Origin of the sequence: Bradyrhizobium sp. B039 (assembly GCF_038965675.1) — a bacterium.
Taxonomy (GTDB): domain Bacteria; phylum Pseudomonadota; class Alphaproteobacteria; order Rhizobiales; family Xanthobacteraceae; genus Bradyrhizobium; species Bradyrhizobium diazoefficiens.
This window is the reverse complement of the sequence record NZ_CP152416.1, coordinates 289,776-314,523: the sequence shown is the minus strand read 5'-3', so window position 1 is coordinate 314,523 and position 24,748 is coordinate 289,776. Positions and strand designations below refer to the sequence as shown.

At 65.8% G+C, this 24,748-nt stretch carries 20 protein-coding genes; 14 read left to right on the top strand and 6 right to left on the bottom strand.

The window, feature by feature from the left end; all coding sequences use genetic code 11:
- Nucleotides 1-191: 191 nt before the first annotated feature.
- Nucleotides 192-2,639, top strand: coding sequence for an adenylate/guanylate cyclase domain-containing protein (locus AAFG50_RS01485; RefSeq protein WP_028175672.1), 2,448 nt, complete (start codon nt 192-194; stop codon nt 2,637-2,639).
- Between the two features lie 396 nt (nt 2,640-3,035).
- A complete protein-coding gene (locus AAFG50_RS01480) occupies nt 3,036-3,902 on the top strand; it encodes a hypothetical protein (RefSeq protein ID WP_028175673.1) in 867 nt (288 codons plus the stop codon).
- Here the strand turns inward: AAFG50_RS01480 and AAFG50_RS01475 are convergent, their stop codons facing one another.
- Both AAFG50_RS01475 and AAFG50_RS01470 read right to left on the bottom strand, forming a co-directional pair.
- Entirely contained in the window at nt 3,903-5,174 is a 1,272-nt protein-coding gene (locus AAFG50_RS01475; protein WP_039186723.1) for a Spy/CpxP family protein refolding chaperone, read from the bottom strand.
- Nucleotides 5,175-5,309: 135 nt separating this feature from the next.
- Entirely contained in the window at nt 5,310-6,335 is a 1,026-nt protein-coding gene (locus AAFG50_RS01470; RefSeq protein ID WP_028175675.1) for a LysM peptidoglycan-binding domain-containing protein, read from the bottom strand.
- Between the two features lie 185 nt (nt 6,336-6,520).
- On the opposite strand from AAFG50_RS01470, the gene AAFG50_RS01465 reads away from it, so the two are divergent.
- The 5 genes from AAFG50_RS01465 to AAFG50_RS01445 all read left to right on the top strand — a co-directional run bounded on the left by AAFG50_RS01465 (nt 6,521) and on the right by AAFG50_RS01445 (nt 12,970).
- Complete coding sequence (locus AAFG50_RS01465) at nt 6,521-7,213, top strand: hypothetical protein (protein ID WP_028175676.1); 693 nt, start codon at nt 6,521-6,523, stop codon at nt 7,211-7,213.
- A 317-nt stretch (nt 7,214-7,530) separates the two neighbouring features.
- Nucleotides 7,531-10,194, top strand: a complete 2,664-nt coding sequence (locus AAFG50_RS01460) for an EAL domain-containing protein (protein WP_011083196.1) — start codon at nt 7,531-7,533, stop codon at nt 10,192-10,194.
- Nucleotides 10,195-10,473: 279 nt separating this feature from the next.
- Nucleotides 10,474-10,752 carry a 30S ribosomal protein S21 gene (gene rpsU, locus AAFG50_RS01455; protein WP_011083197.1) on the top strand — a complete coding sequence of 93 codons (279 nt, stop codon included), beginning with the start codon at nt 10,474-10,476 and terminating at the stop codon, nt 10,750-10,752.
- Between the two features lie 103 nt (nt 10,753-10,855).
- A complete protein-coding gene (locus AAFG50_RS01450; protein ID WP_038967442.1) occupies nt 10,856-11,116 on the top strand; it encodes a hypothetical protein in 261 nt (86 codons plus the stop codon).
- Nucleotides 11,117-11,275: 159 nt separating this feature from the next.
- Nucleotides 11,276-12,970: a GMC oxidoreductase gene (locus AAFG50_RS01445; protein ID WP_028175678.1), complete on the top strand. Its 1,695-nt coding sequence runs from the start codon at nt 11,276-11,278 to the stop codon at nt 12,968-12,970.
- A gap of 120 nt (nt 12,971-13,090) precedes the next feature.
- Here the strand turns inward: AAFG50_RS01445 and AAFG50_RS01440 are convergent, their stop codons facing one another.
- Nucleotides 13,091-13,213, bottom strand: a complete 123-nt coding sequence (locus AAFG50_RS01440) for a hypothetical protein (RefSeq protein WP_256380414.1) — start codon at nt 13,211-13,213, stop codon at nt 13,091-13,093.
- Between the two features lie 312 nt (nt 13,214-13,525).
- Between AAFG50_RS01440 and AAFG50_RS01435 the strand changes: the two genes are divergently transcribed.
- From AAFG50_RS01435 to AAFG50_RS01420, 4 genes are all read left to right on the top strand, one after another.
- Nucleotides 13,526-13,663 carry a hypothetical protein gene (locus AAFG50_RS01435; protein ID WP_156149861.1) on the top strand — a complete coding sequence of 46 codons (138 nt, stop codon included), beginning with the start codon at nt 13,526-13,528 and terminating at the stop codon, nt 13,661-13,663.
- 133 nt (nt 13,664-13,796) lie between these two features.
- Complete coding sequence (locus AAFG50_RS01430) at nt 13,797-14,921, top strand: beta-propeller fold lactonase family protein (protein WP_028175679.1); 1,125 nt, start codon at nt 13,797-13,799, stop codon at nt 14,919-14,921.
- A gap of 68 nt (nt 14,922-14,989) precedes the next feature.
- Nucleotides 14,990-15,160 carry a hypothetical protein gene (locus AAFG50_RS01425; RefSeq protein ID WP_165448133.1) on the top strand — a complete coding sequence of 57 codons (171 nt, stop codon included), beginning with the start codon at nt 14,990-14,992 and terminating at the stop codon, nt 15,158-15,160.
- A 223-nt stretch (nt 15,161-15,383) separates the two neighbouring features.
- Entirely contained in the window at nt 15,384-16,274 is an 891-nt protein-coding gene (locus AAFG50_RS01420; RefSeq protein ID WP_028175680.1) for an HlyD family efflux transporter periplasmic adaptor subunit, read from the top strand.
- A 236-nt stretch (nt 16,275-16,510) separates the two neighbouring features.
- Here AAFG50_RS01420 and AAFG50_RS01415 read toward each other — a convergent pair whose 3' ends face one another.
- Nucleotides 16,511-17,359 carry a caspase family protein gene (locus AAFG50_RS01415; RefSeq protein ID WP_011083202.1) on the bottom strand — a complete coding sequence of 283 codons (849 nt, stop codon included), beginning with the start codon at nt 17,357-17,359 and terminating at the stop codon, nt 16,511-16,513.
- A gap of 422 nt (nt 17,360-17,781) precedes the next feature.
- Between AAFG50_RS01415 and AAFG50_RS01410 the strand changes: the two genes are divergently transcribed.
- The 3 genes from AAFG50_RS01410 (at nt 17,782) to AAFG50_RS01400 (ending at nt 21,672) form a co-directional block, all read left to right on the top strand.
- Nucleotides 17,782-19,509 (top strand): hypothetical protein, encoded by a 1,728-nt coding sequence (locus AAFG50_RS01410; RefSeq protein WP_028175681.1) that lies wholly within the window; start codon nt 17,782-17,784, stop codon nt 19,507-19,509.
- Nucleotides 19,510-19,658: 149 nt separating this feature from the next.
- Nucleotides 19,659-20,381 (top strand): thermonuclease family protein, encoded by a 723-nt coding sequence (locus tag AAFG50_RS01405; RefSeq protein WP_011083204.1) that lies wholly within the window; start codon nt 19,659-19,661, stop codon nt 20,379-20,381.
- Between the two features lie 103 nt (nt 20,382-20,484).
- Nucleotides 20,485-21,672, top strand: coding sequence for an aminotransferase class V-fold PLP-dependent enzyme (locus AAFG50_RS01400; protein WP_011083205.1), 1,188 nt, complete (start codon nt 20,485-20,487; stop codon nt 21,670-21,672).
- A 267-nt stretch (nt 21,673-21,939) separates the two neighbouring features.
- Here the strand turns inward: AAFG50_RS01400 and AAFG50_RS01395 are convergent, their stop codons facing one another.
- Together AAFG50_RS01395 and AAFG50_RS01390 are read right to left on the bottom strand one after the other, a co-directional pair.
- The gene (locus AAFG50_RS01395) at nt 21,940-23,049 is read right to left on the bottom strand and encodes a hypothetical protein (protein WP_028175682.1); all 1,110 of its coding nucleotides are present in this window, start codon (nt 23,047-23,049) and stop codon (nt 21,940-21,942) included.
- Nucleotides 23,049-24,485, bottom strand: coding sequence for an MBOAT family protein (locus tag AAFG50_RS01390; protein WP_028175683.1), 1,437 nt, complete (start codon nt 24,483-24,485; stop codon nt 23,049-23,051). The genes AAFG50_RS01395 and AAFG50_RS01390 overlap by 1 nt, the downstream gene beginning before the upstream one ends.
- Between the last annotated feature and the right edge of the window lie 263 nt (nt 24,486-24,748).

The following is a 24,748-nucleotide window of genomic DNA, read 5'->3' as shown; positions in this document are numbered from 1 at the left end:
CGGCTTCGCCTTTCCCTGCTTCCTCCGAACGGATGAGCCTGCGACAATTCACCACCGGCGTCCACTTCGAGTAACCACGCCGGCCGGTCCTCCGGTCCCCGGGACGTCCCTTGGCCCAAATTGTGATAGAAGGGCGGCTGGGCCTGTACGGCCCGTAGCGCCGGCGTCGATGGCGGCGCGAGAGGATCCGGATGGCGGGAGCGAACGACAAGACACGGTTTCTGCGCGAGGGCCTGTTCGCCAAATACGTCGTCTCCCTCGTCGGCCTCGTCGTGTTCGTCCTCGCCGTCAGCGGCGCGATGGAGACCTGGATCTCCTATCGCGCCACCAAGACACAGCTGACCGACGGGCTGGAGGACAAGGCGCAGGCCGCGGCCCGGCGGGTGGAACAGTCGATCTCCGAGCTCGAGCGCCAGATCAGCTGGGTGACCCGCGCGAGCCAGGACACCCTCGAGAAGCGCCGCGCCGACTACGCCCAGCTCCTGCACCAGGTCGCGGTGGTCAACCAGCTGTTCCAGCTCAACGGCGACGGCCGCGAGGTGCTGCGCGTCTCGCGCCAGTCGACCACGACCGGCGGCAATGCCGACCTCTCCCGCGACATGCGCTTCACCGACACCGTCGCCCGCGGCGTCAGCTACGCGCCGGCCTGGTTCTCCGACAGGACTCCGTTGATGTCGATCTCGGTGGCGCATTCCGGCTTCAACGCCGGCGTCACGGTCGCTGAGATCGATCTCAGCTTCCTCTCCGAATTGCTGTCCGACGCCCAGGTCGGCAAGGCGGCCTTTGCCTATGTGGTCGATCCGCGCGGCCGCGTGCTGGCGACGTCCTCGAAAGGGCCCGATGTCGGCAAGGACCTCTCCAAGCTGCCGCAAGTGGCTGCCGCGATTTCGCCCGGCCGCGGGCCCGACACGTCAGGCACCGACTTCAACGGCTATTCGGTGCTGACCGCCGCGAGCACCGTACCGAAGCTCGGCTGGAGCGTGCTGTTCGAGCAGCCGACCACGCAGGCCTTGACGCCGATCCGCGATCAGCTGGTGCGCATCGCGCTCTTGATCGGCATGGGCCTGATGGTCGCGATCCTCGCCGGCACGCTGCTCGCCCGCCGCATGATCATTCCGATCACGGCGCTGCGCGACGGCGCGCACAAGCTCGGCGAAGGCGATTTCAGCCACCGCATCGACGTGCACACCTCCGACGAGCTGGAAGATCTCGCCGGCCAGTTCAACCGCATGGCCACCCAAATCCAGGAGACCTATTCGAACCTGGAGACCAAGGTCGAGGAGCGCACCCGCGATCTCGCGCAATCGATCAACGAGCTCAAGGTGCTGGAAGAGGTCGGCCGCGCCGTCGCCTCCTCGCTCGATCTCAACGCGGTGCTGCCGACGATCGCCGCCCGCGCGATCGAGATCACCCATGCCGATGCGGTGCTGATCTACGGCTTCGACGCCGGGCCGCGTCGCTTCAACCTGGTCGAAGCCAACGGCATCGACAAATCGGCAGACGGCGCCCATGTCACGATCGACGAAGGCGACAACATCCTGAGCGATGCCGCGGCGAGCTGTGAGCCGATCGCGCTTGCCGATCTCGACCATGCGGCCGAGCAGCCGCTGCGCGACGTCGCGATCGCGGCCGGCTTCCACTCCGTGCTGGTGGTGCCGCTGGTGGACCAGCAGGGCACGCTCGGCTCGCTCGTTGTTTTGCGCCGTGCCGGCGGCGAGTTCGCCGCCAGCATCATCGGCCTGATGCGCACCTTCGCGAACCAGGCGGTGCTGGCGATGCGCAATGCGCGCCTGTTCACCGAGGTTGATCACAAGAGCCACGCGCTGGAGGCGGCGCACGAGACCGTGCGCGCCCAGGCGGACAAGCTGCGCGTGCAGACCGAGCAGCTCAAGGACTGGAACAAGTCGCTGGAGGAGCGCGTCGAGAAGCAGCTCGGCGAGATCGAGCGCATCCGCAAGCTCGAGCGGTTCCTGGCACCGCAGGTCGCGCAGTTGATCGCCTCCTCCGACAGCCCCGAGGGGCTGCTCACCAGCCAGCGCCGCGAGGTCACGGTCGTGTTCTGCGACCTGCGCGGCTTCACCGCGTTCACGGAAGCGACCGAGCCGGAAGAGGCGATGAACGTGCTGCGCGAATATCACGCGGCGCTCGGCACGCTGATCTTCAAGTATGAGGGCACGCTCGACAAATATGCCGGCGACGGCGTGATGATCCTGTTCAATGCACCGATTCAATTCGAGGACCACACCCAGCGCGCCGTGAAGATGGCGGTGGAGATGCGCGACACCATCGGCCCGCTGACCGAGCGCTGGCGCAACCGCGGGCATAGCCTCGGCTTCGGCATCGGCATTGCCCTCGGCTATGCGACGCTCGGCCAGGTCGGCTTCGAGCAGCGGCTGGAATATGCCGCCATCGGCAGCGTCACCAACCTCGCCTCGCGCCTCTGCGGCGAAGCCAAGGCCAACCAGATCGTGGTCAGCCGCCGCGTCTACGGCATGGTCGAACCCTGGGTGGAGGCGCGCGCGCTCGACGATCTCGTGCTCAAGGGCTTCAATCACCCCGTGCTGGCGATGGAGATTCTGAGCTGGCGCGAGGAAGTGGAGAACGTGGTGGATGCGGCTGCGGCAAGACGGCGCGGGTAGCCCTCGCTCTCAGCCGCACGCTCGCTGCGTTCCCTCCCCCCTCGCGGCAGGGCAATCGCATTTGAGGCCGTTGCTCTGCGGCCCATCCTTCGAGACGCCCGCCTTTGGCGGGCCCTCAGGATGAGGACGGAGTTCGCGGCAGCAATTTCGACCGGCAAAGATGCCGCTTAGCCTCATCCTGAGGAGACCGCGGAGCGGTCGTCTCGAAGGACGAGGCGCGCGCTCACGCCCTGCCAAAAGTCATATGCGATTACCCTGCCGCGAGGGGGGAGGGAGCGCAGCGGCGCAAGCCGCACCGTCGTCGCGACTCTTGCGACGACACTACGAACCACATCCCTCCTCCCCGCGACTAACCATCGCCTCAACGACGAGGCCCACTCTCGATGGGAGACGATCGTGGCGCTTGGCTTGCCTTCGCGTGCGTATGACTTGCAGATGCTGGACCGTCCCACTGAGCGTGCGCGCGACCACGGCTGGGTCTATGGCTTGCCGCCGGGCATCACATCCGAGCAATGGCCGCTCGATCCCGTCACCGGCTATCCGCTGATGCACGGGTTTACACTTCTGCTGCCTGACGATTATCGCGTGCATGGCGACGACATCGTCGCGGTGTCGTTCTTCGCGACCGCGCCCGATCACAATGACGGCGGCGCGCCCGACGACCCTGAGATCCGCGAGGCGGTGCTGGCGCGCACCTCGCATCCGCGCCTGTCGCGCATGACCGACATCCTCGACTACGAATATGCCGCGCTGCTGCTGACCAAGGCTGAATATGACGGCGCGTTCGCGACGCCGCCGGCGCCGCTTGCGCTGGCCACCGCCGACCGGCCGCGCTGGCTGGATGTCGGCGGCGCCAATGCCTTCTTCGAGGCCGCCGCGCCCTACGCCAGGAAGATGTTCGCCGCGCCGCCGCGCGCCGATCTCGCCGAGACCCGCGCGATTGGCTTGACGCCACGCGCGGCCGATCCCAATGCCGGCAAGGGCCCGCAGGACGAGCACGTCCGCCAAAACCCACCGACCGGCTATCAGCCCTATTACTATTATGTCGGCGGCGTGCCGAGCCGCGACAATTTTCGCCTGCACGATTGGAGCAAGGACCACGCCCACAACCATCTCGGCGGCACCATGCGGCCGTGCCAGGCGGTGCCGGAGATGAGCCCGTTCTACATCGAGTTCGAGGAATATTTCGGCGGCTACAATTTTGGCGGCGGCAACGCGCAGCTCGATTTCAAGGACATGAAGTTCGACTGGGCGTGCGGGTGATCACGCCCCGCGCTTGGGTCCGATCGCCTCGAAGCCGGCCTTCTGCTCGTCGCTCAGGTCAGCCTCGAAATCGTCGAGCGCATCGCCAACACCGTTCACCGCTTGCAGCATCGTCTCCAGCCGCGCCTTCACGGCCGCGAGGCGGCCTTGCGGTGTCGTGGCGGCCTTGGTCGGGCAGGCGCTCAGCGTCTCCATGGTACGCAGCGTGGTGTCCTGGAGCACGTCGAGCCGGGCGCGGCCGATGTCGTCGAGGCGAAGCGTGGACGCGATGTCGGCGACGGGCCATTGCTGCTGCACGAGCTGCTCGTACTGGCGCTGCAGCTGGGGGTCATAGCGAGGATCGCTGTCCGCCGCGCAAGCCGCGGCTGCCTGCGCATCCTTGTGCTGGCTTGACGCGAGCGCGGCGCGAGCCTCGTTGGCCAGCGCATCGAGCCTGGACTTCTGGTTCGCGTCGAGAAGATCGACAAATTTCGAAAGCGGCGGCGCGATCGCATCCGTTGCCTTGATCATGGCCTCCAGGCGCTCGCGCATCAGGCCGAGGCGCTCCGATGCGGTCGCAGGCACCTGCGCCGGGCAGGTAGCGCGAATGCTGTTGCGCGCCGCCGTCCAGGCGGCACTGAGATCATCGAGCGCGGTGCGCTGCAATTCGTTCGGCTGCACGGCGGCAGCAATGCGATCCGCGGGGAAGCCGGCGGGATCGCTGACGTCACAGATGTTTTGCGCCGACGGAATCCTGCGCGCAAACCGGCCTTGCGGCGCGGCGTAGGCGGCAAGCTCCTTGGCCGCATAGGGCGAGAACAGCGCGGCATAGATGTCGCCGTAGCCATAGAGCGAGATGCTGGTCGTATCGCCGAGGATGACGGCATTGGCGAGATCGTCATGGGCGAACGGCCAGAACACCGGACCGGCCCAGCCATAGCTGCCGTCGGGATGGCGCCACCAGCCCTGCGGGCGGCGGCCGCCATGCCAGCCCGACAGCGCCGCTTGCGCCGTGAGCGCCGCGCGCAGGATGGCGGGATTGGGCGGTTGCCGGCCCTCGACGCCGCGGGGATCCTGCGACCGCAAGGCGGCGGAGCGGTATCCGCCGCCTCGCACCGCCATGCGGGCATGACGCAGGCGCGACAGGCCGATCACGTGGCCGACGGCGAACCGCGCGACGCCGAGCGGCCCGCCGCGCAGCCCGAACTGCGCTTCGGCCCTGTTCGGCAGCAGCACGGCCAGAACGACAAGGGCGGCGCCCGCCAGCACGGGGGCCATCCGTGATCCCGACATGATCGCTGACCTGACCACCTTGGCCTCCTCCAGCGCCAAGCGCGCACCACCTCGCATCACATGACGCGCGGGGGAACCAAAGGTTCCGGGAGTACGTCGGTCAAAGCGTCGCGGCGGCGAGAAGAAGCGCCGCGCTCATTCCGCCTTTTGCGGCAGCACGAGAGTCTGGCCGGGATAGATCAGGTTCGGGTTGTGGATCTTGGCGCGGTTGGCGTTGAAGATCACGGCGTAGCGGGCGCCGTCGCCGTAAGCGAGCCGGCTGAGCGCCCACAGGCTGTCGCCGCGGGAGATCACCCGGCTGCCGCCCGCCTCCGCCGGTGTGCCGCTGAGGGCGTCGCCCGGCGACGCCGATGCGACCGTCGTGGCGGCAGGCGCTCGCGCCATGCTGCCCCTGGATTTCGTCGCGCCCATCATTCTGGGCCGCGTCGCCGGCCTGTCCGATGCCGACGGCAGGGATGCCACGACATCCGATCTCGCGTCCGGCGTCGCGGCCCGCTTCGTTTCCAGTTTGGCGGCGGGCGGTGCAACACGCGCCGGCGGCGGCGCCGCCTCCGCGATCGTCACCGGCATGGTGCGGCTGGACTGCGTGACGGTGCCATCCGGCGCCCTGGCGCGCAGGGTCAGCTCGTAGCTGCCGGCGGGAAGTTGCGGCGGCGTCATGACGAACTGGCCCGATGCATCGGCCACGACCGAGTGAAGCGGCTGGCCGTCGCGCAGCAGCTCGACCTTTGCACCCGGCGTGGCCTGGCCCGCGATCACCGCCGCTTCGCCATGGTCGTCGATGCGGGCGACGTCGAACCGGGGACCGGCGTCGGTCGCGGCCACCGGCGGCTTGACCGGCACGAGATCAGCCAGCGCCGTGACCTGCTTCTGCGTCTCGGCCAATGGACCCGCAGGCTTCGGCGCGGCGGCGGGCGCGGGCGGCGCGCCGGCGGCGAGCTTCGGTTCCTCGGGCGTCGGCACTGCCTTGGTCTCGGCTTTAGGTTCGGTCTTGATTTCGGCGTTGGCTCCGACCTTGGCCTCGGGCTTGGCCGCGACGGCGATCTCGGTGCTCGTCCCGCCCGGCAACAGGCGGCGCAGCTCGGTGGGGCCGATCACCAGCACGGTGCCGACCACCGCGAGCAGGCAGAATGCAATGAAAGCCTTGGAAGCGGTCATCATCAGAAAGCAGACCCTTGCTGGCAAATCGGCCGATGACGGCAAGTTGCTCCGATTTGGCTACGGCAGCAAGACGGTCGAAGGGATTACCGCCCTCCGTTCCCGCCCGCCGCGGATGAACCGGCGCGGCCCCGTCGGCGTCATATGATCGAGGCCGCATCGCGGCCTATTTTTTGAGGATTTTTCCCGTGACTGCATTCTGCCGCCCCGCGCCATGGCTGGCGCTTGCCGTGATGCTCGCCGCCACCCCCGCACTTGCCGCCTCGGGCCCGCCGCCGGACTACATCCTCACCGACAATGCCGATCTCGCCTTCACCTCGCCCGACGGCGCCACCCGGATCGAGCAGTACATGAAGGACAGCAAGGATTTCGACGTCAAATGGCAGGCCTGGGCGAGGAACGGCGAGCGGATGACGGAGCTGAAGCCCGAGCAGGGCTACGGGGCCGGCTTCCGCTTCACCAGCGACTCGCAATGGCTGGTGCGGATGCAGAAGACCGGCTCGGGCGAGCAGGATCTGTTTCTCTACCATGTCGAGAACGGCGCCTTCGTGAGCGCGACGAAGAAGTCGCTCAGTGACCTCGCCTGGGCCTATTTCCACAGCCGGCCGGACACGAAGAACATGAAGCTCGACTACCACATCTCGGCCAATCTGATGAAGGGCACCGAAGATGCTTATCGCTGGCTCGGTGTTGACTGGCCCAACAATCGCTACCTCCTGATCTCGCTGTCGGGCGAAATGGGCAAGCATCCGAAGAACGTCGCCGTGAAGGGACTGGCCGACTGGAAATGCCGTTATGACCTCAAGACCGGCAAGTTCGACGTGCCGGCGATGTTCGCCAAGGGCAACGCGGAGGCGCTGAACTGGGAGATCAAGCGGTGAGATTTGGCCTCGCCGGCCCCCTCCAAAGCGGGGCGATCTCATATGTCTCCTTGGCGCCAGTCTACGCGCGCCTCGCCCTTCGAGACGACCGCTTCTCGCGGTCTCCTCAGGATGAGGCTAAGCAGCATCGGCGCCCGCTAAAATTCTGCCACGCACTCTGCCCTCATCCTGAGGAGCCCGCCAAAGCGGGCGTCTCGAAGGATCGGCCGCCCCGAGAACCAACCTCCCGATTCCGTTCCGATTCATATTTTCGTAACCCTCACTGGTAACGGGGTCTTGTCGGTTTTGCTGCATCTTGCATCCCACGGGAGGGCTGGATGGGCACATCGATCCGATGGACCGCGCGGATGCGCGCGCTGCTGCGCCGTTGGCGCGGGGCGCCGCTGACATGGCTGATCGTCGGCGGCTTCGTGCTGATGGCTGCAACCGCCATCGGCACCGCGCTCACCGTCGACCGCTTCCGGCAGAATGCGATCGAGAGCGGCCGCGACAGCCTGGAGAGTGCCGTCCGCCTGCTGGTCCGCCATTTCGACCGCGAGTTCGCGGATTTCGCGGTGCTCCAGAAGAGCGTCATCGCCGAGCTCGAAAGCCACGGCATCGCCTCCACCGACGTCTTCCGCAGCGAGATGGGCACCCTCGCCATGCACGAGGCGTTGCGCGCAAAAGCCAGCGGCTGGTCCGACGTCGCCGGCGCCAATGTGTTCGACGCCAACGGCGCGCTCATCAACTCGTCGCGGCGCTGGCCGGTCGCCGACATCTCGGTCGCCGACCGCGGCTATTTCAACCGCCTCAAATCCGACCCGACCTCGCAGGAGGAGATCGAGGTCGTGCCCGGACGGTTCGGCAACGGACCGGCGATCGTGTTCGCGCGGCGCGTCTCCGGCCCCCATGGCGAATTCCTCGGCATGGTCTCGCGCGCGATCACGCCCGACCAGCTCGAATCCTTCTTTGCCTCGACGGGGCTCGGCGACGATTCCTCGATCGCGATGCACCACCAGAACGGCCAGCTGCTTGCGCGCATTCCGCATGTCGACGCGATGATCGGGCAGAACTACCACACCGGCTCCCCCGAGCAGAAAGCCGTGTTCGAGCGCACCTTCGTCACGATGCAGCTCGCGAGCCCGATCGACGGCAAGGACCGCATCGTCGCCTCCCGCCTCCTGACCGGCGCGCCGCTGGTGATCGTTGCGACCAGGTCGCTGGACGCGACGCTCGCCACCTGGCGCACGCAAACGAAATTCTTCGTCACCGTGGCCGTGCTGTCGATCGGCCTTCTCGTCCTGACGCTGTTCCTGATCTTCCGCCAGGTGACCCGCCGGCTCTCGCTGGAGAAGCAGCGGCTCGACACCGCGCTGAACACCATGACGCAGGGCCTTCTGATGTTCGACCAGGACGAGCGGCTGATCGTCTGCAACCGGCGCTACATCGAGATGTACCACCTGTCCACCGACGTGGTGAAGCCCGGGGCCTATTTCCGCGACGTCATCCAGCACCGCCACGACACCGGGTCGTTCGACGGCGACGTCGATTCCTATTGCGACGGCATTTTGGGCAGTGTCGGACGGACCCAGAGCGCGATCGTCGAGACCGCCGACAGCCGCCTGATCGAGATCAAGAACCAGCCCGGCGCCGCCGGCGGCTGGCTTGCCACCCATGACGACGTCACCGAGCGCATCCGCGCCGACGAACGCATCGCGCATATGGCGCATTACGACGCGCTGACCGACCTGCCCAATCGCGTGCTGATGCGCGGCCATCTGGAACGCCGCGTGGCGGAGCTTGCCGAGGGCAAGCCGTTCGCGATCCTCTATATCGACGTCGACGAGTTCAAGGGCGTCAACGATTCGCTCGGACACGAGGTCGGCGACGAGCTGCTGCGCCAGGTCGCGAACCGCCTGCGCGCCTGCGTCAGCGGCAACGACCTCGTCGCGCGGCTGGGCGGCGACGAATTCGCCATCGTCAAGGCCGGTACCCGCGACCAGGCCGAGCTGACGGCGCTGGCGGAAACGATCCTCAACGCATTACGTGCGCCCGTGAACTGCAAGGGCCAGGAGGTTCCGACCGATGCCAGCATCGGCATCGCGATCGCGCCCGACCACGGCGACAATCTCGACGATCTGCTCAAGCGCGCCGACCTGGCGATGTATGCCGCCAAATCCGAGGGCCGCCGTACCTTCCGCGTCTTCGTGCCCGAATACGACGCCAAGGCGCGGCTGCGCCGGCAGCTGGAGCTCGATCTGCGGCAGGCGCTCGCACGCGGCGAGTTCGAGGTGCACTATCAGCCGCTGGTCGACCTCGCGGCCAACGTCGTGACCGGCTGCGAGGCGCTGCTGCGCTGGCACCATCCGGAGCGCGGCATGGTCTCGCCCGCCGACTTCATTCCGGTCGCGGAAGACACCGGACTGATCGGCGAGATCGGCGAATGGGTGCTCAAGCAGGCCTGCACGGAGGCAGCCTCCTGGCCCGGCGATATCCACATCGCCGTCAACGTCTCGCCGGTGCAGTTCCGTTCCAAGACGCTGGCGCTCAAGGTCGCCGCCGCGCTTGCCGAATCGGGCCTCGCGCCCGGGCGGCTCGAGCTCGAGGTCACCGAAACCGTCCTCATTCGCGACGACGAGGAGGCGCTGACGATCCTCCAGCAGTTGCGCGAGCTAGGCGTCCGCATCGCGCTCGACGATTTCGGCACCGGCTATTCGTCGCTGAGCTATCTGCACCGCTTCCCCTTCGACAAGATCAAGATCGACCGCAGCTTCATCAGCGACATCGGCGAGCCCGAGGACTCCTCTCCGATCGTCCAGGCCGTGGTGCACATGGCCGCCGCCCGCCGCATGGCGACGACGGCCGAAGGCGTCGAGACCGAGGCGCAGCGCGAGGTGCTGCGCCAGCTCGGATGCAGCCAGATGCAGGGCTGGCTGTTCAGCCCGGCCGTCCCGGCCGCGAAGCTGAAGCGGTTGCTGTCGGCGCAGGCGGCCGCGGCTTAAGCGCCGTTTGCGCAGGCGATGACGGTGAAAACACCTCTCGCGCGGCCCGGAATAGGCTTCAGGTGGCGAATTGACGCGCACGGCGGCCTTATCGATTGACACGGCGGCCCGGGAGTGTTCACGTCGTCCCCGAACTGTATCGCGGCGACAAGCAGCTCGCGTGTTCGAGGCCGGCGCTGAAGATCGCCGTCACTGTCATCCTCACGATCGCAATGAAGCTCCTGCGCAATCGGCTGCGTGCAGGACTGCCGTATTTCGCAGCCGGACGAGGAGACACAATTGCAGGTACTTGTTCGCGACAACAATGTCGACCAGGCGCTTCGTGTCCTGAAGAAGAAGATGCAGCGCGAGGGCGTGTTTCGAGAAATGAAACAGCGGCGCTCCTACGAGAAGCCGTCGGAGAGAAAGACGCGCGAAAAATCCGAGGCCATTCGCCGCGCCCGCAAGCTCGCTCGCAAGCAGGCGATCAGGGAAGGCTTGCTGCCGGCGCCGCCGAAAAAGAAGCTTCCGGAGCGCAAGCCGCCGCTGCCGCAGACCGCTGCCAGGCCCGCGGGCTGAAACGGCGGCACGACAACGCCGTGAGACCGACCGGGCAATGAGAACAGGCCGGCATCGTTGCTGCGCATCTTGTATCCGGGAAGATGGTCCATATCTCATCGGCATGATGAAGCTCACACTCGTCCAGGACCAGGCTATCCAGGCGCTCATGGCAGGCATCGTCGGCGCCGAGACGTTCGATCGCGTCTTCGCGGGCATCCGCTTCGACAATATCGAGGGCACGATGCTCTACGCCTTCGCCGGGAACGCGGAGGTCGCGTCCGACATCGAGGACAGCTACTCGCCCTACATCGCCGCGGTCGCATCGCAGGTGCTGGACAAGCAGGTCGACGTCGTCATCGTGATGCCGAAAGTGCTGCAATAGGGTTCATCGAGCGAGACGGCGCACGCCCGCCGTCCGTCTCGCCCCGCGGCATCGTCCCACCCTGCAGACCTCATGGCGCCACCAACAAAAGCCGTGGCGTGACCTCGAAATAAATCCGCGCTAACCTCTTGGGCACAAGAACAAGAGGAAACGCCAATCGTGTACGACTACATTATCGTGGGCGGCGGCTCGGCGGGGTCCGTGCTGGCCCACCGGCTCTCCGCAAAGAGTGCCAACAAGGTCCTGCTCTGCGAAGCCGGACAGGACACACCACCCGGCAACGAGCCGGCCGAGATCAGGGACAGCTATCCGGGCACGGCCTATTTCGATCCGCGCTTCCACTGGACGGAATTGAAGGTCACGACGCAGGTCGTCAGCCACAACAATCCGAACGAAGCGCGTCCGCCCTTGCGCAAATACGAGCAGGCGCGCGTGCTCGGCGGCGGCTCGTCGATCAACGGCCAGATGGCCAACCGCGGCGCGCCGACCGACTACGACGAATGGGATGCGCGCGGCGCCGAGGGGTGGACGTGGAACGACGTGCTGCCGTTCTTCAAGAAGGTCGAGCGCGACCTCGATTTCGACGGCCCGTATCACGGCAAGGACGGCCGGATCCCGGTGCGCCGGATTCCGCGGGAGCACTGGACACGGCATTCGCAGGCCTTCGCCGATGCCTTCCAGCAGGCCGGTCATCAACTCGTGGCGGACCAGAACGGCGAGTTCGTCGACGGCTATTTCGCGGTGACGCACTCCAACCAGGCCGAGCAGCGCGTCTCCGCCGCGATGGGCTATCTCGATCGCGACACCCGCAAGCGCGCCAACCTCACGATCTCCACCAACACGCAAGTTCGGGAGCTGCTGTTCGAAGGCACGCAATGCGTCGGCGTGAAGGCCAGGGTCGACGGGCGGGAGCAGGAATTCCGCGGACGCGAGATCATTCTCTCCAGCGGCGCCATCCATTCGCCGGCGCATCTGCTCCGCGCCGGTATCGGCCCGGTCGGCCACCTCAAGGACATGGGGATTCCCGTGCTGACGGGCTTGCCGGGCGTCGGCCAGCGCCTGATGGATCATCCCTCGATTTCGCTGTCGTCCTTTGTCCGCCGCGGCGCGCGCATGAACGAGCATACCAGGCGCCACATGCAGCTTGGCCTGCGTTATTCGTCCGGGCTGTCAGGGGTGCCGAAGGGCGACATGTTCGTCGTCGTGCTCAGCAAATCGGCCTGGCACGCGGTCGGCGCGCAAATCGGCTCGCTGCTGACCTTCGTCAACAAGACCTATTCCGAGACCGGACAGGTCAAGCTTGCCTCGCGCGACCCTTCCGCAGAGCCGATCGTCGAGTTCAACCTGCTGTCGGACCGGCGCGACCTCGATCGGCTGATGAGCGGCTTCCGCAAGATGGCGGCGGTGCAGATGAGCGAAATCGTCAGGAAGGTGACGGACAAGCCGTTCCCGGCCGCCTATACCGACAAGGTCCGCAAGATCGGCGTGGTCAACACCAGGAACAAGATCCTGACCAGGATCGCTGCGGCGCTCATGGACGGGCCGGCGGCGCTGCGTCACTACCTGATCGACAATTTCGTGGTCGAAGGCTTCACCTTCGATGACGTGATGAACGACGACGAGGCGCTTGAAGCCTTCGTGCGCAAGGCGACCATCGGCGTGTGGCACGCCTCGTGCTCATGCCGCATGGGCCGGGCCGACGATCCGATGGCGGTGGTCGACAACCAGGGCCGCGTCAGGGGTGTCCAGGGTCTGCGGGTCGTCGACGCCTCGATCTTCCCGGTGGTGCCATGCGCCAACACCAACTTTCCGGTGCTGATGTCGGCAGAGAAGATCGCTGCAACCATGCAGTGAGCGATCCCGGCGGGACGAGGTCCGGAATCGGAGGCGAGTCCAAACTGGACCTCGGACCGCAGACGTCGCCCTCGGGCGAGGCCGGCGATCGGGGAACAGCATCCCGGTCGGGACGAAAGTTCACATCAGCCGTTTGGCCGCGTGCACTTCGACGAACTCGGCGTCGGGATGCGTGACGATGGTGGCGAACATGATGCCGCTGATGATCAGCGACCAGGCGGTGTCCCAATAAATCCAAAACACGTGCCAGCCTCCGTTTTGGCGTCCTCCGCCCGCGAGATCAGGGGTAACGGCGGGAAGGGGGCTGCCGTTCCCTAGCGATCATGTGGCCCTGCGGCCTGAGATGGAGCAGAGGAAGCGCAGCGCTGTTCAAGTTTGTCGGAGAGACCTTGCGATCGGTTTAACCGGTGTGGCGCTTTGCCACGACATCCTCATCCCGCGGACCCTTTCATCCCCTTGGGCTGTGAACGAGTTCATAGAGGCGCGGCCGTTTGCAGTGCACGATGGTTCGCACGCGCCCCGGCGCATCGAACATTCGACCAACGGATTTTCGCCATGCGCAAACGACTCGTCGCCTGGACCATCCTGACCTCGGCATTGCTCGCGGTCGTCGTGTGGACCGTGCTCGGGCCGCCCGACCATCCTGCCGGCCCGAATCTGCACTTCCGCAACCTGACGGCCGCGGTGCGGTAGCCGCCTTCGGCGCGACGCAACCGATACCATTTCGGCATCGATCGATCTCATTTGGAATTTGGTGCGGCGAGGCGCCTGCCGCTATCCTCTGCGACAAAACAACAATGCCGCACTGGCCCCGAGGAGAACGCCCATGCCGAGACCGACACGCTGCGTCGCATCCAAAACGCCCCGCGCTGCGATCGCCACCACCCTCGCCTTCCTTGCCCTCATTTCGGGAGTTCGCGCCGGCATGGCCGAGACCTTTGCCTATGTCGGCAATGCCGACAGCAACGACATCAGCGTGTTCAAGCTGTCCGAAAGCGGCGAGATGACACCGGTGCAGACCGCCGCCTTCACGGGCGTCGAAAAGCCGGGCTCCTCGACGCCGCTCGCGATCACACCCGACCACCGCGTGCTGATTGCCGGCGTCCGCTCGCAGCCGTTCCAGGCGGTAAGTTTTGCGATCGACCCCAAGACGGGCCAGCTCAGCCATGTCGGCAACGGGCCGCTCGCCGACAGCATGGCGAACATCGCAACCGACCGCGGCGGCAAGGTCCTGTTCAGCGCCTCCTATGGCGGCAACAAGGTCGCGCTGAATCCGCTTTCCGCGAACGGCGTCGTGGGCGAGCCGAAGCAGGTGATCCCGACCGGGCTGAACGCGCACGCCTTCCTGCCCTCGCCCGACAACCGCTTCGTGTTCGCGACCAATCTCGGCTCCGACCAGGTGCTGAGCTTCGCGTTCGACGCCACGACCGGTACGCTCACGCCGAGCGATCCGCCGAACTACAAGGTGCCGGAAAAATCGGGGCCGCGGCACTTCGTGTTCCATCCGAACGGCAAGTTCGTCTATCTCATCCACGAACTGAACGGCGATGTCGCTGCTTTCACCTATGAGGCCAAGAGCGGCGCATGGGACGAGATCCAGCGCACCACCGCACTGCCGGAGGGTTTTAATGGGAAACCCTGGGCCGCCGACATCCACATCACCCCGGACGGGCGCTTCCTCTACGCCTCCGAGCGCACGACCAATACGCTCACCGCCTACAAGGTCGATGCGGCCAGCGGCAAGCTGACCACGGTCGGCAGCGTGCCGACCGAGAAGCAGCCGCGCGGCTTCAACATCGATCCGTCCAGCCGCTACCTCGCCGCGGTCGGCGAGCTGTCCGACGGCATGACGGTCTATGCCATCGACCAGAGCAGCGGCGCGCTCAGCAAGCTGAAATCCTACCCCACCGGCAAGAAGCCGAACTGGGTGGAGTTCCTGAGCCTGCCGTGAGGGGCCGCGGCCGGCCTAAGTAATCATCCGTAATTTCAAAGTCCGGGGCTTTTCATCATATGACGGTCATGGACCGTCATATTGTCTTCAAGTGCCCCCAGACCGGCATGAACGTGCAGCATCGGCTTGGCGACGAGCCGGCCGACCGCACGCACGTGTCCGTACCCTGCCCGGCCTGCACGCGACTGCATCTGATCGACCGTTCCTCCGGCAAGCTGCTCGGCGATCGCCGAAGCTGACCGGCAGCCAGGCAGAACCGTCGCACCCCATCTCGAACCACGAGCTGTGCGGTCGCCGCGCCCTGCCCGGCGGCGAGCGAACCTGTTCTCCAATCCCGCGACTAATCAAAGACTTGCCGCGGCAGCCCGGGCGGCGCGGCATCCCGCTTTGGGACAACGCTGCCGTAGTCCTTGCCGCTGCCATCTGCTATCGATTGGAGGCATAGCCCCCGTGGAATTTCCGATGCGCCATTTGCCCCGTGCCGCTGTTCGAGCCCTGTTTCCCGCAACCATCGCCGCAGTGCTCGTCTTCGGCCAATATCCGGCCGGAGCCGCCGATGACGACGCGCCCAAGGGGCCGGCCGTCACGGTGCTGAAGGTCGCAAAATCCTGCTTCTCCGACATCGTCGAGGCCACCGGCACAATCATCGCGCGCGAGGAGACCTCGGTGCGGCCCGAACGTCCTGGCCTGAAGGTAACGGAAGTGCTGGCGGAAGCCGGCGAGACCACCACCGCCGGCCAGGTGCTGGCGCGCCTCGCGCTGCCCGAAGGCGGCACGCTTCAGGTCACCGCGCCGGTCGCGGGTGTGATCGCCACCTCGACCGCGCAGATCGGCAACCTCGCCTCGGCCAAGGGCGAGGCACTGTTCACGATCGTGGCGCGCAGCGAATACGATCTCGTCGGCCTCGTGGCGACGACCGACATGCGCAAGCTCGCAGTCAACCAGCAGGCGACCGTGCGTATCGCCGGCGCCGGCGACATCGACGGCAAGGTGCGCCGCATCGGGCCGACCGTCGAGCCGAACATCCAGCAGGGCATGGTCTATATCGGCATCTCCTCGCAGAAGCGGCTGCTGCTGAATGCGAGCGGGCGCGCGCTGATCAAGACCGGGCAGAGCTGCAACGTCGCGGTGCCGCTGACCTCCGTGCAATATTCGTCCGCCGGCACCGTGGTGCAGGTGATCCGCCGCAACCGCGTCGAGACCAAGCGCGTCGAGATCGGCTTGATGTCGGGCGGCAATATCGAGGTCCGCGACGGCCTCAACGAAGGCGACGTCGTCGTCGCTCGCGCCGGCGCACTGCTCCGCGAAGGCGATCCCGTGCGCCCGGTGATGGCCGCGGAAGCGGCGAAGTAGCAGCCACGATCGTCATTGCGAGGAGCTCTTGCGACGAAGCAATCCAGAGTCTTTCCGCGGAAAGATTCTGGATTGCTTCGCTGCGCTCGCCATGACGGTGTAGGGGCAGATGTGCGTTACACACGCATATCGTAGGCTGGATTAGCCGAAGGCGTAATCCACCTCTTTGCTTTCCGCTCTGAGAGAGAAGTGGTGGATTACGCTTCGCTAATCCACCCTACAATCGCCGGGAAAAACTAGCCGCCGGCTTCGCCGAAATGGACGTCTTCGAGCAGCGAGGAGGAGACGGTCGGGACCTGGTCGCCTTCGGAGGCGCGGGAGATGGCGACGCGGGTCTTGTTGAAGGCGCTTTCGGCGCTGCCCTGCGCAGCGAGGTTGCCGAGCAGCTCGCTCACCAGCACGCTGTGCTCGCCCTTGCCGTCGTCGACGACCTTGCCGGGCGAAGCGGAGGAGAGGATCAGCGCATTGTCGGGCGCGCTGATCGGCGCGAGGCCGTGGCTGTAGGAGCGGAAGCGGCGCTCGTAGGGGTTACGGCGGGAGGCATCGACGACGACGAGCTTGGCCTTGGCGCCCTGCTCCTTCATCATGTCGAGCACGCCGTCGATGGAGACGCCCTGGCGGCGGACGTCGCTTTCCTTCCAGATCACGGCGTCGATCGGCAGCATGTAGCTCTGGCGGCCGGCCTGCACGCCGTAGCCGCCGAAGAACAGCATGACGACGGTGTCGCGCTTGATCCGGGACTTCAGGCGGTTGACGGCGCGGACCATGTCGTCCTTGGTCGCGTCTTCCACCATGTCGACGTCAAAGCCGTTCTTGCGCAGGGTCGAGGACAGCGCGCGGGCGTCGTTGATCGACTGCGTCAGCGGCGCGTTGGCGTCGGGATAATGTCCATTGCCGATGACGAGCGCGAGCCGGGAGGCCTGGCCGATCGACCCGGTGACCTGGTCGGTCGTAACAGCCTTGGCGGCATCGAGCGCGCGCATGTTGAGGGCAGCATGGGCGCCGATCACGAGCGAGACCGTGCCGATGAGGGCTGCGGCCACCGCAATCGTGCGTCGGGAAATGTCGAGCTGCCTTACATTCATCTCGCTTCATTCCTGTCAGTGCCAAAGACCGGCCACGCGCGCGCATACAGGTTGAGTAGCGCGATAGCGTCTTTAGGTTTGAGGGATTGGCCGGGGGAGTGCCCCCGAATTGCGCGCAATTTGCGGCGCCGCACCAAACAAACCTTTAACGGGATATAGGGTGTCCCGCAATAGATTGCCCAAAATTTGAGCTAAGTCGCTGAAGATGTTAGTTAATTACCTGACCTGGATTTCTCCGTTTTTGGTATCCCCGTAGCCTTCCGGGCTCTGATCATGCAGCCCTCGTGCCGACTTTTTCCGTGACTGCCATCACATTTGTTTTTCCTGCGAATCCGGGTAGCTTTTTCAAAGACTTGCAGGGGTGGTGCGCAGATGGGAGCGCACCGGCCGTCCCCGACCAAGGCCCCGCGACCAGGTATTTCATGAGCTTTCATTATTTTGCCGGCGCCGCCTGCCGGGCGCTGACGGCGCGGAAGGACGGCCCCTCGCTTTACGACGTCTGCGATCCCGTATTGTCAGGCCCCGCCAGCGGCGATCCGCATCTGGCCAAATTCTACAAGACCGCGCTCGGCAATCCCGCGCTGCGGGTGCTGCTCCGGCGGGCCGGGCTGCCCGAGTTGCGCAACGAGGCCAAGCTCACCCGGCTGCGCGAGGCACTCACCCGCGCCCGCGACGAGGCCGAGCCGGACTGGGCGGCGGTCGGCCAGCCCGTCGCCGAACTCGTCGACAGCATCACGCTCGACCATCCGAAGCCGCCGCCGGCGCCGTTCGTCGGCGCCATGCCGCAGGCTTCACAGATCGACGGCGTGATCCGCGACTGCGCGCAACATCTGCTCGGCTCGTACCGCAAGAACGGTTTCCTGCCGACCTATGCCGCCTTCAACCTGATCGGCGACCCTGATTTCCGCGGACGCGAGCTGACCATGGCGCTCACCGGGTTGAACGCGCGCGGCTACAAGAACTCCTCGCTGCTGTTCAACCTCGCCCGCGTCTTCATCGCGCGCTCGAGGGCAGCCGCCGTGGTCAATCCGCCCTGGACCGGCATCGCCGAGCCGATGTGGGAGCCGGTGCAGATCCGCCACCGCTCGGCCTATTACGATGCGTTCTTCATTGAAGCGCTGCTCAGCTTCGTCGAGACCGGGCTCGCTTCGCCGGCCGACAAGACGGCGGCAGAGCACGCCATCGCCGACATGGTCGATTTCTGCGTCAACATCAGCCGCGAGGAGGTCGAGGGCACCGACGGTGCGCGCTTCAATGTCATCACCGCGCTCGCGCCCGCGCCGCATCCGCGCTTTTCCCGCTTCTTCGCCCAGATCAAGCAGGATCTCGGCTTCGGCGTCTATGTGCCGGACTGCGACACCACGGCCTGCTCGATCTCGGCGGCGACGCAGGCGGGCTGCACTGATCCGATCATCGACCAGCCGCTGCTGGATTTCTACAGCAGTTACCAGGTGCGCGCCGGCGTCAACGAGCCGCGCGTGACCGTGCCGCTCAATGACAATATCGACTACGAGGGCGGGGTCGCGACCTGGATCGACAATCTCAGGGGCGAACGGCCCTACGGCAACGATCTCGATCCGACGCTCAATCTCGACATTCTAGAGGTCAGCTTCCGCAACCTCGTGCGCTGGAAGATTCTGGAGACGCCGGCCCGGCTTGCGACCGTGCATCGCATCATCGGCTTCCAGAAGCGGCTCGCGGCCAGCGGCGCCTTCGCCAATCCGCGCTCGCACATCTATTACCTGCCGGAACTCTACAGCGCCTATTTCGGCCGCTGCTATGCCGCTTTCCTCGCGCTGCCGCTGGCGGCGCAGGCGGCGATCGATCCGGACGGCGACTTCGATTTCATCCGCCACCGCGTGCTCTCCTACGTCAAGGGCGAGCTGATGGCCGCCGAGATGAACGTGTTCGACGCGGCACTCGCCTTGATCGCGCTCGGCCATCTCGGCGCCGACCCGCGTGCCTTCGCGCCGGCGCTGAATGTCATCGTCGCGAGTCTGGGCGAAGGCGGCCGCCGCGGCCCGTTCCGCGCCTATGAATGGAACAAGATGAAGACGCCGACGCGGATCCTGGTGGGCGGACCGGAGGTGACGTCGGCGTTCGTGCTGATGGCGCTGGCGGTGGCGAAGCGGGCGATGGCGCGGGGGTGACGTGTCTTCCCCCTCCAGGGGAGGGTAAGTGGCGTCCACGACAATGACGGGAAGTTGAAAGCTTAATCGTTAGGCAAGCGCTGGCCGGGCGGCCAAAAGCCGACCACAATTGCGCGGCTTATCGAGATTTTCCTGAACACTGGACCGGCATGTTGCGAAAATTCCTGCTTGCGCTGTCTTTGCTCGCCCCGACGCTCGCCCAGGCCGCCGACATCACCGGCACCGCAAAGGTCCGCGACGGCGATTCCGTCGTGATCGGCAACACGAGGGTCCGGCTCGGCGGCATCGACGCGCCGTCGTCCGACCAGCTCTGCCTCAACACCCATACCGAGCGCTGGACCTGCGGGATCGCGGCACGCGACGAACTCGCCAAATACACCGAGGGCAAGAACTGGGTCTGTCATGCCCGCGCGATCGACCGGCGCGGCCGCACCGTGGCGCGCTGCGAGGTCGGCGGCGAGGACATCCAGAAATGGCTGGTGCGCAGCGGCTGGGCGCTGTCCTACACCCGCGTTTCGCACGATTACGACGCCGACGAGGCTGCCGCGCGTGAGGCTAAGGCCGGCATGTGGCAGGGCGCCTTCATTGCGCCCTGGGACTGGCGCGTGCGCAACAAGAAGACGACGATATTGGGCGCCACCAAGCCGCCGGAGGGAGCGCATGCCGTGCTGCTCGCTTCGGCCTCGGGGCCGGTCGCGCCCTCGCCGGACTGCACCATCAAGGGCAACGTCAACACCGCCGGCGAGTGCATCTATCACCAGCCGACCAGCCGCTGGTACACCCAGATCAAGATGAAGATCAGCAAGGGCACCCGCTGGTTCTGCTCGGTGGAGGAGGCGGAAGCCGCCGGCTGCCGCGAGACCAAACGATAACCCAGCCCTGCATTTTGCGTGCTTTTCTTGGCTTCCAGCAGCGCGTAAAAGTACGACTCGAGCGACCCACCAGCCTGTCCTCCAGCAACAAGGACCAACAGCAATGACCGTTCGCGCGGGCCGGGAATTTCTGGCCATCCCCGGGCCCACCACGATGCCCGACGAGGTGCTGCGGGCGATGCATCGTCCGGCGATCGACATCTACTCCAAGGAGATGCTCGACCTGACGGAGAGCCTGCTCAGTGACATCTCGAAACTGTTTGCGACCAGGGGCAAGTCCTACATCTACATCGCCAACGGTCATGGCGCCTGGGAAGCCGCGCTGAGCAACGTGTTGTCGCGCGGCGACAAGGTGCTGGTGCTGGAGAGCGGCCGCTTCGCGATCGGCTGGGGCAATGCGGCAGCGCTGATGGGCGCCGAGGTCGAGGTGCTCAAGGGCGACTGGCGTCGCGCGGTGCGGCCGCACGAGGTCGAGGAGCGCCTGCGCCGCGACAAGGAGCACAGGATCAAGGCCGTCGTCGTCGTCCAGGTCGATACGGCCTCGGGCGTGCAGAACGACATCGAAGCGATCGGCAAGGCGATCAAGGCGAGCGGTCATCCCGCGCTGTATATGGTCGACACCGTCGCCTCGCTCGGCTGCATGCCGTTCGAGATGGACAAATGGGGCGTGGACGTCGCGATGTCCGGCTCGCAGAAGGGTCTGATGACGCCACCCGGCCTCGGCTTCGTCTCCGCCAATGCGCGCGCGCTCGAGGTGCACAAGAAGGCGAACATGTCGACGCCCTATTGGAGCTGGAGCGAGCGCGAGGGCACCGAGAATTATCGCAAATATGCCGGCACCGCGCCGGTGCATCTGCTGTTCGCGCTGCGCAAGGCGATCGACCTGCTGCACGAGGAAGGGCTTGAAAACGCCTTCCGCCGCCACAGCCTGCTCGGCGAAGCCGCGCGCCGCGCGGTATCCGCCTGGACGGAGGGCCAGGTGCTCGGCTTCAACATCGCCGAAGCCAGCGAGCGCTCCAACACCGTGACCACGGTGACCATGAGCAACGGCCATGATCCCGCAGTGCTGCAACGCTATTGCAAGGACAAGTGCGGCGTGGTGCTCGGCACCGGCATCGGCGACCTCTCCGGACAAGCCTTCCGCATCGCCCATATGGGCCACATCAACGCGCCGATGCTGCTCGGCACGCTGGGGGTGGTCGAGATCGGCCTCAACGCGCTGAAGATCCCGCACGGCAAGGGCGGGCTGGAGGCGGCGGTCGCGTATCTCGGCGAAGAGGTGGCGGCGTAGGCGCAAGCCACCGCTGTCGTCCCGGCGAAGGCCGGGACCCATACCGCGTGATCTATCAGTGACGCACGGTGTGCGTACCACGAGAAGACTCTTAACTACGAGTCTTCGCCAAATTCCTCCCTGGGGTTATGGGTCCCGGCCTTCGCCGGGACGACAGCGGGGTTTTTGGCTACTGCTGACCATCACAGCTGCAGTCTTGTAGCCCGGGTGAGCGAAGCGACACCCGGGATCTGCGCAAGGTCCCGCATATCGCTTCGCTCTTGCGGGCTACGGCTGCGGCACGCGATACGCCTCGACCTGCGCCTTCAGCTCCTCCAGCGACGCGAGCGGCGCCTTCGGATCGACCCGGTATTCCCCGCTCGCCAGCCATTTCAACACCATCGCGTCCACGGCCGGCGAATGGTGGATGACGTCGCCGTAATTGTTGAGGTCGTGGGTCACCGCCTTGATCGCGCGGAAATCGTGGAGGCGCACGTTGGCAAGCTGCGTCAGGCGCTGCGCGATGCGGGCCGTGAGATCGGTGACGATGGTCAGCGTCGCCGGTGAGGCATCGCGCATCGCGACGAATTGCAGGATCGAATAGGGCGGGAAGTAGACGTCGAAGGTCACGTCCGGATGGCGCGTGATCAGGCTGGCGGCGTCACGCTCGAAATGCCTGATCATGGCGTCACGCTCGTAGCCCTCGCCGAGAAAGCTGCTGCGCACCGGATCGGTGATATAGGCGAAGGCGGCGCGTGTCCTCTCGGCGTTGTAGGCGCGCGCGACGTCGAAATCCCGTGGCAGCGCGTAGATGTCGTCGACGTCGGACAGCGCGAACTTGACGGGGAGAAACGGCGCCGCACGGCTCAGCGGCTCCCGCAGCGGCGGGACAGACCGCAGCAGCGCGAACAGGGATTCCTTCGCCATCGGCGCGCTGAACAGATAGGCCGCGATCCCCTTGGCCGTCCTCCGATAAAGATCGACGGACAGATAGGGATCGGCCTCGATGCCGGCCGCATCGACAAAGCTGAAATCGTCCATCGCCCAGATCACGCGCCGGGCGCCGCGATCGATCGCCTGCTCCAGCACAAAGCCCTGCTGGCGCGAATTGGATCCGGTCATCGCCAGCTTGAGCGAACGGACGCCGAGCGCGCGGTCGATGTCGCTCTGGCGGAAATGGATCGCGAGCGAGGTGCCGATGAAGGCGGTGTCGAACGACTGGCTGCGGATCAGCCCGGCATTCTGCATGCGCGTGTCGTCGGAATAGAACGGCGCGACGAGGCGCGACGGGCGGAACAGTTGCAGGGGATCGACGGCAAAGGTGAGCGCCGCGGCGCCCAGCACGCACGCGACGCTCGCAAGGAGAAGGCGCATCACGCTGGTGAACGATCCCCGCATCAGAACCGGAAGTAGATGAATTCGCTGTGGCTCTGGATGCCCAGAAGCCCGAATGCCAGCACGAGCGATGCACCATAGAGGAACAGCGGCCGCATGCGCCCTGCCCGCAAGCTTTCGCCGACCCTGCGATTGCCGTGATCGTAGCCCATGATTCCTTGCGTGTTCGGCGCCAGCCACACCAGCGCCGCATAGATCGCGACCTGCACCAGCGCCGCGATCTCCTCGCGGCCGAGGACGATGTTCAAGGGATCAGCCATGGCACTGATGATCCGCAACGCCCAATCGACCCGCTCGGCGCGGAAGAACACCCAGGCGACGACGACGGCGAGGAAGGTCAGCACGGCGCCAAGGATGCGGACCGGGCGCGCATGAAGCGATGGGATGGTCTGCACCAGCGCGCTGAAGGCGTGATTGACGCAGAGATAGGCGCCGTGCAGCGCGCCCCACACCACGAATGTCCAGGCCGCGCCGTGCCAGAGCCCGCCGAGCAGCATCGTGATCAGCAAATTGACATAGCGCAGCACGTGGCCGCGGCGGTTGCCGCCGAGCGGGATGTAGAGATAGTCGCGCAGGAATTGCGACAACGTCATGTGCCAGCGGCGCCAGAACTCGACGATGCTCGCAGCCTTGTACGGCGAGTTGAAGTTGACGGGCAGGAAGATGCCGAACATCAGGGAAATCCCGATCGCCATGTCGGAATAGCCGGAGAAGTCGAAATAGAGCTGGAACGTGTAGGCGAGCGCACCACACCAAGCTTGGTCGAAGCTCGGCGAGCGCGCGTCGAAGGCGAGCGCGACCAGGGGCTGGATGCCGTCGGCAAGGCAGGTCTTCTTGAACAGGCCGATGGCGAAGATGATGATTCCGCACAGGATCAGATGCGCGTGCGGCTGCTTGGACTCCTCCCGCTCGAATTGCGGGATCATGTCCTTGTGGTGGAGGATCGGCCCCGCGATCAGATGCGGGAAATAGGTCACGAACAGCGCGTAATGCGGCAAGGCATAACGCGCGACCTGGCCGCGATAGGCATCGACCAGGAACGCGATCTGGGTGAACGTGTAGAAGGAGATGCCGACCGGCAGCAGGATGTGGACCGCGACATGCGTGCCGAGCAGCGCATTGAGATTGTCGGCGGCGAAGCCCGCATATTTGAAGATGCCGAGCACGAGGAGGTCGCCGGCGACACCAAGGGCAAGTGCCGCCCGGCGCTGCGTTGGCATGAGCTCCGCTGCAATCAGGAGATGGCCGACACCGTAGTTGAAGGCGATCGACGCCAGCAGCAGCGCGACAAACTGCCAATTGCCGATGGCATAGAAGGCGAGCGAGGCGGCCGCCAGCCAGATCACCGGGGTCAGATTGCCGCGCCGCCCGAGCCAGAAGTACCCGGCCAGCGCAGCCGGCAGGAACAGCAGGATGAACGGGTAGGAATTGAACAGCATCAGGCTGGACCGGCGGCGGGGTACTGCCCCTAAAGCATACACGGGGGCGATCAACAACCCGGCGACTTGGCGCAGTCCTTTGTCCGGTCCTTGGCGCAGCGACGCTGGCAATCCGCGGAATCGGGACGATATAAGGTGGGACACGCTGTGCTAATTTCCCCTCTCCCCGTTCTTACGGGGAGACGGTCGGGGTGAGGGGCCTCTCTCCACACGCGAGATGGTCGAGAGACCTGTACCCCCTCACCCGGATTGCATCTCCGATG

Coding starts and splice junctions, on each gene's coding strand:
- AAFG50_RS01485 (WP_028175672.1), top strand. CDS start 192: ATGGCGGGAGCGAACGACAAGACACGGTTTCTGCGCGAGGGCCTGTTC.
- AAFG50_RS01475 (WP_039186723.1), bottom strand. CDS start 5,174: ATGTCGGGATCACGGATGGCCCCCGTGCTGGCGGGCGCCGCCCTTGTC.
- AAFG50_RS01470 (WP_028175675.1), bottom strand. CDS start 6,335: ATGATGACCGCTTCCAAGGCTTTCATTGCATTCTGCCTGCTCGCGGTG.
- AAFG50_RS01460 (WP_011083196.1), top strand. CDS start 7,531: ATGGGCACATCGATCCGATGGACCGCGCGGATGCGCGCGCTGCTGCGC.
- AAFG50_RS01450 (WP_038967442.1), top strand. CDS start 10,856: ATGATGAAGCTCACACTCGTCCAGGACCAGGCTATCCAGGCGCTCATG.
- AAFG50_RS01435 (WP_156149861.1), top strand. CDS start 13,526: ATGCGCAAACGACTCGTCGCCTGGACCATCCTGACCTCGGCATTGCTC.
- AAFG50_RS01430 (WP_028175679.1), top strand. CDS start 13,797: ATGCCGAGACCGACACGCTGCGTCGCATCCAAAACGCCCCGCGCTGCG.
- AAFG50_RS01425 (WP_165448133.1), top strand. CDS start 14,990: ATGGACCGTCATATTGTCTTCAAGTGCCCCCAGACCGGCATGAACGTG.
- AAFG50_RS01420 (WP_028175680.1), top strand. CDS start 15,384: ATGCGCCATTTGCCCCGTGCCGCTGTTCGAGCCCTGTTTCCCGCAACC.
- AAFG50_RS01415 (WP_011083202.1), bottom strand. CDS start 17,359: ATGAATGTAAGGCAGCTCGACATTTCCCGACGCACGATTGCGGTGGCC.
- AAFG50_RS01410 (WP_028175681.1), top strand. CDS start 17,782: ATGAGCTTTCATTATTTTGCCGGCGCCGCCTGCCGGGCGCTGACGGCG.
- AAFG50_RS01405 (WP_011083204.1), top strand. CDS start 19,659: ATGTTGCGAAAATTCCTGCTTGCGCTGTCTTTGCTCGCCCCGACGCTC.
- AAFG50_RS01400 (WP_011083205.1), top strand. CDS start 20,485: ATGACCGTTCGCGCGGGCCGGGAATTTCTGGCCATCCCCGGGCCCACC.
- AAFG50_RS01395 (WP_028175682.1), bottom strand. CDS start 23,049: ATGCGGGGATCGTTCACCAGCGTGATGCGCCTTCTCCTTGCGAGCGTC.
- AAFG50_RS01390 (WP_028175683.1), bottom strand. CDS start 24,485: ATGCTGTTCAATTCCTACCCGTTCATCCTGCTGTTCCTGCCGGCTGCG.